The sequence below is a fragment of the Candidatus Methylomirabilota bacterium genome (assembly GCA_036002485.1).
Classification (GTDB): domain Bacteria; phylum Methylomirabilota; class Methylomirabilia; order Rokubacteriales; family CSP1-6; genus AR37.
The window spans coordinates 1-10,517 of record DASYTI010000079.1; the positions used below are offsets into that span (position 1 = coordinate 1).

The 10,517-nt window shown below is 66.8% G+C and carries 9 protein-coding genes; 2 read left to right on the forward strand and 7 right to left on the reverse strand.

Annotated features, from left to right (window positions below; genetic code table 11):
- Positions 1 to 169: 169 nt before the first annotated feature.
- The 7 genes from VGT00_08240 to VGT00_08270 all read right to left on the reverse strand — a co-directional run bounded on the left by VGT00_08240 (position 170) and on the right by VGT00_08270 (position 6,996).
- Entirely contained in the window at positions 170 to 1,177 is a 1,008-nt protein-coding gene (locus VGT00_08240) for an Ldh family oxidoreductase (protein HEV8531391.1), read from the reverse strand.
- Positions 1,178 to 1,487: 310 nt separating this feature from the next.
- Positions 1,488 to 2,327 carry an SDR family NAD(P)-dependent oxidoreductase gene (locus VGT00_08245; GenBank protein ID HEV8531392.1) on the reverse strand — a complete coding sequence of 280 codons (840 nt, stop codon included), beginning with the start codon at positions 2,325 to 2,327 and terminating at the stop codon, positions 1,488 to 1,490.
- A 107-nt stretch (positions 2,328 to 2,434) separates the two neighbouring features.
- Complete coding sequence (locus VGT00_08250) at positions 2,435 to 3,139, reverse strand: ABC transporter ATP-binding protein (protein ID HEV8531393.1); 705 nt, start codon at positions 3,137 to 3,139, stop codon at positions 2,435 to 2,437.
- Complete coding sequence (locus VGT00_08255) at positions 3,132 to 3,902, reverse strand: ABC transporter ATP-binding protein (GenBank protein HEV8531394.1); 771 nt, start codon at positions 3,900 to 3,902, stop codon at positions 3,132 to 3,134. Before VGT00_08255 ends, VGT00_08250 begins: the two co-directional genes overlap by 8 nt.
- Complete coding sequence (locus tag VGT00_08260) at positions 3,899 to 4,870, reverse strand: branched-chain amino acid ABC transporter permease (GenBank protein HEV8531395.1); 972 nt, start codon at positions 4,868 to 4,870, stop codon at positions 3,899 to 3,901. Before VGT00_08260 ends, VGT00_08255 begins: the two co-directional genes overlap by 4 nt.
- Positions 4,860 to 5,723, reverse strand: a complete 864-nt coding sequence (locus tag VGT00_08265; protein HEV8531396.1) for a branched-chain amino acid ABC transporter permease — start codon at positions 5,721 to 5,723, stop codon at positions 4,860 to 4,862. The genes VGT00_08260 and VGT00_08265 overlap by 11 nt, the downstream gene beginning before the upstream one ends.
- A 100-nt stretch (positions 5,724 to 5,823) precedes the next feature.
- On the reverse strand, positions 5,824 to 6,996 hold the full coding sequence (locus VGT00_08270) for an ABC transporter substrate-binding protein (protein ID HEV8531397.1): 1,173 nt from the start codon (positions 6,994 to 6,996) through the stop codon (positions 5,824 to 5,826).
- A gap of 370 nt (positions 6,997 to 7,366) precedes the next feature.
- On the opposite strand from VGT00_08270, the gene VGT00_08275 reads away from it, so the two are divergent.
- Both VGT00_08275 and VGT00_08280 read left to right on the forward strand, forming a co-directional pair.
- Positions 7,367 to 8,986 carry an ABC transporter substrate-binding protein gene (locus VGT00_08275; protein ID HEV8531398.1) on the forward strand — a complete coding sequence of 540 codons (1,620 nt, stop codon included), beginning with the start codon at positions 7,367 to 7,369 and terminating at the stop codon, positions 8,984 to 8,986.
- A 62-nt stretch (positions 8,987 to 9,048) separates the two neighbouring features.
- On the forward strand, positions 9,049 to 10,517 hold a 1,469-nt coding region (locus VGT00_08280), incomplete at its 3' end, for an ABC transporter substrate-binding protein (protein HEV8531399.1).

Below are 10,517 nucleotides of genomic sequence, written 5' to 3' on the forward strand. Positions count from 1 at the left end.
GTGATGGAGCCGTGCTCGTTGTCGAGCAGGATCCAGTCGAACCCGAGGTGGCCCAGCATCTCCACCACGGGGGGCGAGGGGAAGGTGCACATGACGCCGAAGGCAGCCTTCCCGGCGTAGAGCCGTTGCTTGAGCGTGTTCTCGCGCATGATCGTTTCCACCCTCCTTCTCAGGCGCCGCGCCTGCCCTCCGCGAGCTGGATCAGCGCCTCATGGATGCGCCGGTCGATCTCGAGGCCCTCGCGCGCGAGGCGCGCGCGGTCGCGATACGCGCGCTCGCCGGGAATGCGGATCTCGTCGACGCCTTCCTGCCGCGGCGTCGCCTTGATCACGGCGATCTCTGCGGCCAGCGCGCGCCGATAGTCTTCCAGTGGAGCGAACAGATCGGGCTTGAACGCGATGAAGAGGTACCCGCCGCCTTCCTGGTCGGCCGCCCCGCCACAGAGCACGCCGAGCGCGTGCATCGCGAGGGCCAGCGCGTAGCCCTTGTGCCCGCCGAAGGGCAGGATCGCGCCGCGTCGCGCGGCCCCCGCGTCCGTCGTGGGACGGCCGTGCTCGTCGATCGCCACGCCCTCCGGCAGTGGGATGCCGAGACGCTGCCGGAACTGGAGATCCGTGCCCATGAACGCGGAGGTGCCCAGATCGATCACCAGCGGGTCGCCTTCCATCGGAAAGCCGAAGGCGATCGGATTGGTGCCGAGGGCCGCCTTGGCACCGCCCAGCGGGGCGACCAAAGGGGGCGCGGCCACCGTGTGGATCCCGATCAGGCCTGCCCGCGCCACCATCTCGACGTAGTAGGCGCTGCGGCCGCTCATCCAGATGTTGTTGACGCCAACGAGCGCGAAGCCATGCGGTTGCGCCCGCTCGATCACCGCGCGCGTCGCGTAGTACATCCCCAGCATGCCGCTCTGGTTACCACCGTCGAAAAGCACCGAGACGCTCGTCTCCCTGAGCACGCGCATCGGGCGGCGCCGAGCCTTGAAGCGGGGGTGGTCGGCGACGTTGAGCAGCTTCGGCAGGCCGGAGTACTCGTAGCCGCACAGGGCCGCGTCGATCACGTGGTCGGCGAGGATACGGGCCTCCTCGGGCTCGTATCCGATCCCGCGCATGGCACCCTCGGACAGCGCGCGGGCCTCGGCGATGCTCAGGCGGACACGTTCGGTGGTATCGGCCGGCATTCTGGATCACGTGCCCGGCGTGATGGTTCGATCAACCACGCTCATGCCTTCTATGCCGTCGCCCGGCACCATCCCGTTCGGGAAGTGGGCCGAATCCTGAAACTGGACGTCATGGGCGGCCTGCGGACGGTCTGGTACTTCGTTGCGCAGTCGTCAAAGCGCGCCATCAGATTTGATCTCCCTGGGCCGACGTGAACTCTTCTTGCGTTGGGTGAGCGGGGTGCTCGCGGTGATCGGGCCCCCGCCGCTGGCGAGGCGGCCGTCTGCTCCACGACCCGGGAATCCTCGATCATGGCCAGAGGCGCAGCGCTCAGTGCATCACCGTCCCCCCATCGACGTTCCACGCTTGACCGGTGATGTGGTCGCTCAGCGAAGACGCGAAGAACAGCGCCAGGCGGGCGATGTCGTCAGGACGGGCGATGCGACCGGTGGGAGGAAGAGCGAGCACGGGGGCGTTCGGGTCGCGCTCTGCGAGCGCGCGCTCGCGCCGAGAGGTCGATTCACGCCGGCTCGTGTCGACGCTGCCGGGGCAGATCGCGTTGACCGTGATGCCGTGTGCTCCCAGCTCCTGGGCCATGGCCTGGGTGAGGCCGATCACGCCGAACTTCGACGCCGTGTAGGCGCCGCGCCGGGCGGTGCCTCGCTTGCCCGACACCGAGGCCATGTTGATGATCCGCCCGCTGCCGCGCCATAGCATGTGAGGGATCACGGCGCGGCTCATCAAGAACGTGCCCTTGAGATTGACGTCGATGACCAGATCCCACGCTTCCTCGGGCACTTCCCAGAGCAGACGACGATCAGCACCGTGGGGGGCGGCGGCGTTGTTGACGAGCACGTCGATGCGGCCGAGCTGCGCGAGGGCGTCCGCGACGAAGCCCTCCGCGTCGGTGGCGCGGCTCACGTCGCCGACAAGCGCGAGGACGCGACGCCCGAGGCCCTGGATCTCCCCGGCCAGGCTCTCGAGGCCCTTCCACCCGAGACGTATTTCCTCGAGCCCCTCCTCGTTCTCGTTCCGTGTCCCGCCAACCGCCACGTCCGTCACGACGACATCGGCACCCGCGCGGGCGAACGCGACGGAGATCGCACGACCCATCCCACGCGCCCGCGCGCATCCAGTGACCAGCACGATCTTGCCGTCGAATTCGCTCACCGGGCGAACCTCCTTACTCGAGCCGCCGCCGACGTGCCCAGCCTTGGCTCAGCGCCCCACGCGCGGAAGCCGTCTCTCATGGGTCCTCCTCGCCAGGCGTGGGGAACTCAGATCCCGAGATACGCCTTTTTCACGCCTTCGTCACGCAAGAGCTCGTCGGCCTTGCCCTGCATCACGAGCGTTCCCGTCTCCAGCACGTAGCCGTACTGCGCGAGGGTCAGCGCGAGCATCGCGTTCTGCTCCACGAGGATGATCGAGACGTCGAGCGCGTTGATCTGCCGGATGACCTTGCCGATCTCCGCCGTCATGATCGGCGAGAGCCCCATGGAGGGCTCGTCCAGCAGGAGCAGCTTCGGCCGGGTCATGAGGGCGCGGGCGATGGCCAGCATCTGCTGCTCGCCGCCCGACAGCGAGCCCGCGAGCTGGCGCCCCCGCTCGCGCAGGATCGGGAAGTGCTCGTAGATCATGGCGAGCGTGGACGCGACCCCAGATTTCTTGGTGCGGAGATATGCGCCCATTTTCAGATTTTCGAGGACGCTCATCTTCGGGAAGAGCCGGCGGCCTTCGGGGACGTGCGCGATGCCGAGTCGCACGATGTCGTGCGGCGCGAGGCCGACCAGTGACGTGTTCTCGAAGCGCGCCTCCCCGCCGCTCGGTGTGATCAGACCCGTGAGCGCGCGGAGGCTCGTCGTCTTGCCCGCGCCGTTCGCGCCGATCAGGCTGACGATGGCGCGGGCGGGCACCTGCAAGGAGAGGCCCTTCACCGCTTCCACCGCGCCGTAACGGACCCGGAGGTCTCGGACCTCAAGCATGCGCGAGTCCCGCGCCGAGGTAGGCTTCGATCACCCTCGCGTTCGTGCTCACGTCGGCGGGCGTGCCCTCGGCGAGCTTCTGCCCGAAGTTCAGCACGACGATGCGCTCGCACGTTCCCATGACCGCCTTCATGTTGTGCTCGACGAGCAGGATGGTGGTGCCCCGATCGCGGATGGTCTTCACCAGCGCCATGACGCGACCGCTCTCGTCGAGATTCATCCCGGTCACCGGCTCGTCGAGCAACAGGAGCCGCGGTCGTGCGGCCAGGGCCATGGCGATCCCGAGCGCGCGCTGGTGGCCATGCGGGAGATTCCGCGCGAGCTGATCGGCGTGAGTGGACAGCCCCGCGAAGTCCAGCACCTCGCGGCTGCGGGCGACCTCTTCCGCTGGGTACGTCCGACGGCTGAACAGCACCTGGCCCAGGCCCTTCCTGCTGTGCAGGTGCAGGCCGAGGAGGACGTTCTCCAGCGCCGTCAGCTCCTGGAAGAGCGTGGTGAGCTGGAAGGTGCGCACCAGTCCACGCCGGACGACTTGATGCGGCCGGAGCCGGGTGATGTCGGCGCCGTCGAACCGGATGGTGCCGGCCGTCGGCCGGATGAAGCCGGACAGCAGATTGAAGTAGGTCGTCTTGCCCGCGCCGTTCGGGCCGATGAGGCCGACGATCTCGCCTTCGGAGACGGTGAGATCGACATGGTCGACGGCGGCGAGTCCGCCGAAGTACCGGGTGAGGCCCCGCGTTTCGAGAAGGAGCCGGGAGCTCACGCGGCCGGGCTCGGGCTCTCCGCCGCGGCGCTCTTCCACCACCGGAGCCCCGCCAGCTTTCCGGGCAACGTGATGAGACCGCCGGGCAAGAAGAGGATGGTCAGCAGCATCACGATCGAGTAGAAGATGGTCTCGTAGGCGCTGCCCCGGAAGGGTTCGGAGAGGAGCGACAGGAAGACGGCCCCGACGATCGGGCCCGCGAAGTGGCCCCGACCGCCGACGAAGTTGTAGATGAGGATGTTGGTGGCGAGCAGAAAGCCGAACTCCGGCGGGAAGAGAAAGCGGATGAAATGCGCGTAGAAGGCGCCGGCCACGCCCGCGAAGAAGCAGCCGAGCGCGAAGGCCAGCAGCTTGTAGTTGGCGATGTTGACGCCGAGCGACTGCGCGAGGTTATCGGCCAGGCCAATGCCCTTCCAGACGAGCCCGAGGCGACTTCGCTCCAGCTTTCCGAGAATGACGAGCACCACGAGCATGAGGACGAGCCCCAGGTAGTACTGGCTCGTTTTCGTGGCCAGCGTCATGCCCAGGATGCTGGGCTTCGGAACACCGCTCAAGCCGGCATTGCCGCGGGTCAGGGGGACCCAGATCGAGGCGATGAGGCGAACCGCCTCGACGAAGGCCACCGTCACCATGGCGAAGTAGACGCCCCGCAGCCTCAGCGAGGGATAGCCGATGCCGAGGCCGACGGCGGCGGCCAGGACGGCCCCCCCGAGCAGCGAGAGCTCGAAGGGAACGCCGAGATCTTTGGCGAGGAGCGCCGACGTGTACGCCCCGATGCACATGAACGCCGAGTGTCCGATGTTGAGCTGGCCGCAGGAGAGCGACGGGCGCAGGCTCGCGGCGAGGATGACGTTGATGAACACGAGAGCGAAGAGATAGACGTAGTAGTCGCCGGCCACGAGCGGGAGCAGGGTCAGGAGGGCCACCACGACGATCAGCGCGGCCGCGGTGCGCGCGCTACGGGGCATGACCGAAGAGTCCGGTCGGTCGGAAGAGGAGCAGGAGGATGATGAAGACGAAGCTCAGGAGGAAGGCCGGCTCGGCGCCGAGCGCGGTGGCGACGATGGAGTCGATGAGGCCCAGGATGAGCCCGCCCAGGATGGCGCCCGGAATGCTCCCGAGGCCGCCCAGGATGATGATGATGAACGCCTTCAGGAGCGGCTGTTCCCCCATCATGGGGTCGAGCTTGAAAATCGGCGCCATGAGCGCGCCGGCCGCCGCGGCCAGCGCGAAGCCGACGGCGAAGGCGAGGCCGTTCACCACGTTCACGTTGACGCCCTGGAGGGCCGCCGCCTCCTTGTCCTGCTCGATCGCGCGCATGGCCGCGCCCATCCGGGTCCTGTTGATGAACAGGTAGAGTGAGACGACCAGCACGCCCGCGATGGGGATGATCATCAGGCGCTCGACGGAAATCATCACGCCGAGCACGTTTCTCGTTCCCGAAAAGACCGGCGGCACGTGTTTGTCGAGGGTGCCGAAGACCGGATAGCCGGCGGCCTGCAGCAGGGTGGTGAGGGCGAGGAGGGCCACCAGCGTCGGTTCGATGCCCCCCTTGATGGGCCGGTAGATCGAGCGCTCGACGAGATACCCGAACGCGCCCAGCAGGAGCATCGCGACCACGAAGGCCGCGAAGTACGGCGCCCCCCACTGGAAAAAGACGTAGTAGATGACGAAGGCGCCCAGCATGTAGACCGCCCCGTGCGCGAAGTTGATGATGTGCATCATGCCGAACATGAGGGTGAGCCCGAGGGCCATCAGGATGTAGATCGAGCCGATGCTGAGGCCGATGACCGTGCTCTGCACAAACAGCGCAGGAGTCATCTGGAAGTGGGAGGCCCCGACATGGCCCCCCACCGCCCCCAAACGCTCGGAGCGCCCCGGGGAACCCGGGGCGCTCCTCGATCATTCGACATGCGGCTGATCAGTTGTGAGGCGGTTTGAGCTGGACGACGAGGTGCGCGATCCCGTCTCTGACCTCGGAGAAGGGCATGGGGTAGATGATCTGGTTGCCGATGCCGTAGTAGTCCTTCCCACCGAAGTGCGCCTTCCCCCAGAGGTTCTCGAACTCGACCGTGCTCAGCGCCTCCGCGATCTTCTTCGGGTCGAGGCTCTGGGCCTTCTTCACGGCCGCCACGAACGCGAAGGCCGGATTGACGAAGTCGATGCTGGTCGCGTTCCACTCGCCGTGCTTCTTGGTATACCGCGCCTGCCAGCTCTTGATCTTCTCCGGCAGCGGTGTCTGCACGTAACCGTGGACCCACGTGCCCTCCACGTTCTCCTTCCCGGCGATGCCCGCCACCACCGAGGTGTCCATCTGGCCGATGTGGATGAACCGACCCTTGAAGCCGAGCACGCGGGCCTGCTTGATGATCAGGCCGACGCTGCCCGCCGGCGAGGCGAGCACGCTGATGATGTCCGGCTTCTGGGCGAGGACGCGCAGCAGGAGCGGGTTGAAGTCCGTCACGGGGCGCTCGAAGAACTCCCGCGCCACCACCTCGTAGCCCAGCTTGGCGACGTAGTTCGTCTCCACCTTGAGCGACCACCAGCCGGTGTCGTCGTTCGGCGTGATGGAGGCCACGCGCTTGATATTCGGATGGTTCTGCTTGATCCAGTTCCAGAAGGTGACGGTCTCCGGCGGGGAGGGGAAGCTGTGGAAGGTGTAGGGATTCTTCGGGCTCACCAGCCCGTCGGCGTAGGCCAGGGGCAGGTTCAGGGTGCGGGTTTCGTTGACCGTCTCCTCGATGGCCTTGACCACGGTGCCTCCCAGGACGGAGATGAAGTGCACGCCGTCCTTGGAGATGAGCCGGTTGACCGTGGCCACGCCTTCGGCGATCACGTACTTGTGGTCGTAGGCGACCACCTCGAGCTTGTACTTCTTGCCGCCCACCTCGAGCCCGCCCTGGGCGTTGATCTCGTCGAAGATCAGCTCGGTCGCGCCCTTGTGGGGAATGCCCCAGGGCGCGGCGGGCCCGGAGAGCGGCGTCGCGATGCCGAACTTGATGACATCGGCCGCGCCGGCGCTACCCGGACTGACGGCCATCAGGACTGCCACGATGAGAAGCGTCGACCACGAGAGCGAGCGCCATGGCTTCATCGCCATCCCTCCCGGATGCTGTGTGTGGGTCAGAGGGTTCCTGGGGTACGCGGACTATAGCACGCGCGCGACCGGTAATTCGGGGCGCTTCTCGCGGAAGGCCCGGACCCCTTCCCGAGAATCATCGCTCGACCGGACCCGATCACCGAGCGCCCGCTGTCGCATATCGTGGCGATGCTGCCAGAGCGGGGGGGGCGAGGTCAAATTGGTGTCGTCGAACGGCGGATGGGGGCGAGGCTCCGGTTTGACTTGTCCCGCGCGCTCTGACAGGATCGGCGCGAGATGCCACCTGAGAGGGAGGACCGATACGGGATAGGCGGATTCGCAATTCCTTTATTGTCCGGGGGCCCACCTACGTGGGAGGTGTCATATGACGGCAAGAATTCGACGTCGCCGGACGTTGCTCAGCGTTGTCGCGCTCGGTGCCCTGGTCGGCTCCCTGGCCGTGGCGAGCTCCGCCGCGGCCCAGGCGACGGAAACCCCGCGCCGAGGCGGAATCCTGCTGTCGGCCATCGGGGCCGACGCGCCGAGCCTCGACCCGCACCAGGAGAGCACCTTCGCCACGCTCCAGCCCGTCGCCCCGCTCTACAGCACGCTCCTGCAGTTCGATCCCTACAACTACCCGAACGTCATCGGCGACGTGGCCAGCGAGTGGAAGATCTCGCCGGACGGATTGACGTACACGTTCAAGATCCGCGGGGACATCCGGTTCCACGACGGCTCGACGTTGACCGCGGCTGACGTCAAGGCCACCTACGACAAGATCGTCTTCCCACCGGCCGCGGTCCGCAGCATCCGGCAGCCCTACTACGCGGCGATCGCGAGCATCGAGGCGCCGGACCCCACCACCGTGGTGATCAAGGCCAAGTTCCCCTCGGCTTCCCTCCTGTCGAACCTCGCCTCGCCCTGGAACGTCATCTTCCCGAAGAAGTACCTCGACAAGGACCCGAACTACTTCAAGACGAACGTGGTGGGCTCCGGGCCCTTCAAGCTCAAGAGCCACACGCGCGGGTCGACGTTCGAAGGGGAGCGGAATCCGGACTACTTCGTCAAGGACCGGCCGTACCTGAACGGCTACAAGTTCTACATCAGCACGGAGACGTCCGTGCGCGCGGCGGCCATCCGGTCCGGGCGCGCCTACATCGAGTTCCGGGATCTGCCCAACTCCGAGGTGGAGGCGATCAAGAGGCAGCTCGGCGACAAGGTGGTCGTCCAGCAGACCCCCTTCGTCATCCAGTTCGGCATCTCGATCAACAACAACGTGAAGCCCTTCACCGACGCTCGTGTCCGCAAGGCCCTCACCCTGGGCATCGATCGCTACACGGGCGGCCGGGTGCTGTACCCGCTCACGGGCCTCAAGGACCCCGGGGCCCTCACGCGTCCGGGAACGGAGTGGGCGATGTCGCCGGCCGAGCTCGAGAAGTTCCCGGGGTTCTGGCGTGACGCCGACAAGAGCCGCGCTGAAGCCAAACGGCTGCTCGCCGAGGCGGGCTACCCCAACGGCTTCAAGGTGGTGCTGAAGAACCGCAACGTCAAGCTCCCCTACCAGGACTTCGCGGTGTACGTGATCCAGGAGTGGCGCAAGATAGGGATCGAGGCCGAGCATCGTCCGCTCGAGACGGCGACGTGGTATGCGGATGGGCGGGATCAGGGGAACTTCGAGCTGATGGTGTTCCCGGCCGGCGCGTTCATCGACGATCCCGATCAGCTGTTGTTTCCTTACCTCACGGGGTCGCCGCAGAACTGGGGGCGCTTCACCAATCCCGCCATCGACGACCTGTACGCGCGGCAGGCGCGGGCGTTAGACCCCGCCGAGCGCAGGAAGCTGGTCATCGAGCTGCAGAAGATCGTGCTCGAGAACGCGTACCACATGCCGGGCCTGTGGTGGAGCCGCAACGTCGTGCACTGGGCCAAGGTGAGGAACTACGTGGCCCAGCCGAGTCACTTCACCAATCAGAAGCTTCAGGACGTCTGGCTGGCCGAGGATTGATGCGAACCTACGTCCTGACTCGCCCGATTCCTCCACCTGATCGCCACCGGCAGGTGACGAACATGGGTCCACAACGTCGTGAGCTCCGACACCCCGGTGTCGCCTCCCTGGTCCTGGGCGCCGTCCTGATCGTTGGCACCGTCCAGGGGGCCGCCGGGCAGGGCACCACGGGCCAGGCAGCACCAGCGGGCGAGGCCGTCATCGCGTGGCACGTCACGATCGCGCCGAGCTGGTTCGACCCGTCGACCGCGCCGCCGCAGATCACGCCCTTCGGGATCATGTACGCGATCCACGATGCGCTCGTGCGTCCGCTGCCCGGACAGAAGGTCGGCAACAGCCTGGCGGAGTTGTGGACGGAAAGCCCGGACGGCCTGGTGTACGAGTTCAAGCTCCGCCGCGGCGTCAAGTTCCACAACGGCGACCCCGTCACCGCCGAGGACGCGAAGTTCAGCTTCGATCGGTACAAGGGGGCCGGGGCCAAGGAGCTACAGACACGGGTCACGAAAGTAGAGGTCGTCGATCCGTCGACGATCCGCTTCCACCTGAAGGAGCCCTGGCCGGACTTCATGACCTTCTACGGCACGACGGCCACCGCGGCCGGGATCGTCGTGCCCAAGAAATACATCACGCAGGTCGGAGACGATGGGTTCCGCAAGCATCCCATCGGCGCCGGCCCGTACCGTTTCGTGAGCCACCTGCCGGGCGTGGAGGTGGTGATGGAGGCCACCACCAGCTACTGGCGCCGTGTGCCCAACGTCAAGCGGCTGGTCATGAAGAGCGTCCCCGAGGGCACCACCCGTGTGGCGATGCTCAAGAAGGTCGAGGCGGACATCGCCTTTGCCCTGGACGGCGAGGACGCCGAGAACGTCCGCCGTGACCCGAAGCTGCAGCTGGTGCCCTCCAAGCACGCCTCCATCTACTGGATCGAGTTCGCCGACCAGTGGGACCCCAAGTCCCCCTGGCACGACAAGCGGTTGCGGCTGGCCGTCAACTACGCGCTGGATCGCAAGGCGATCAACGAGGCGTCCTGCCTGGGGTTCTGCCCGCCCACGTCGGTCATCGTGCCTCGCGTCATGGACTACGCACTGCAAACGTCGGGGTTCCCCTACGACGCCGCCAAGGCCAAGCAGCTGCTCGTGGAGGCCGGCTACCCCAACGGGCTCGACGCCGGGGAGTTCGTGCCGATCCCGCCGTTCTTCGCAACGGCCGAGGCCTCGGTGAACTACCTGAACGCCGTGGGCATCCGCACGCGGATCCGCACGATGGAGCGCGCGACCTTCTACGCCGCTTGGCGGGAGAAGAAGCTGCGCGGGCTGTTCATGGTGGCGGCGGGGAACTCCGGCAACGCGGCCAGCCGCGTGGCGGAGTTCATCTACTCGAAGGGCAGCTACGCCTACGGCGGCTATCCCGACATCGACGACCTGGTCGTGCAGCAGGCCCGCGAGCGCGATCCCCGCAAGCGCGAGGCCCTGCTGCATCGCATCCAGCAGCTCTCGATGGACCGGGTGATGTTCGCGCCGATCATGGACTA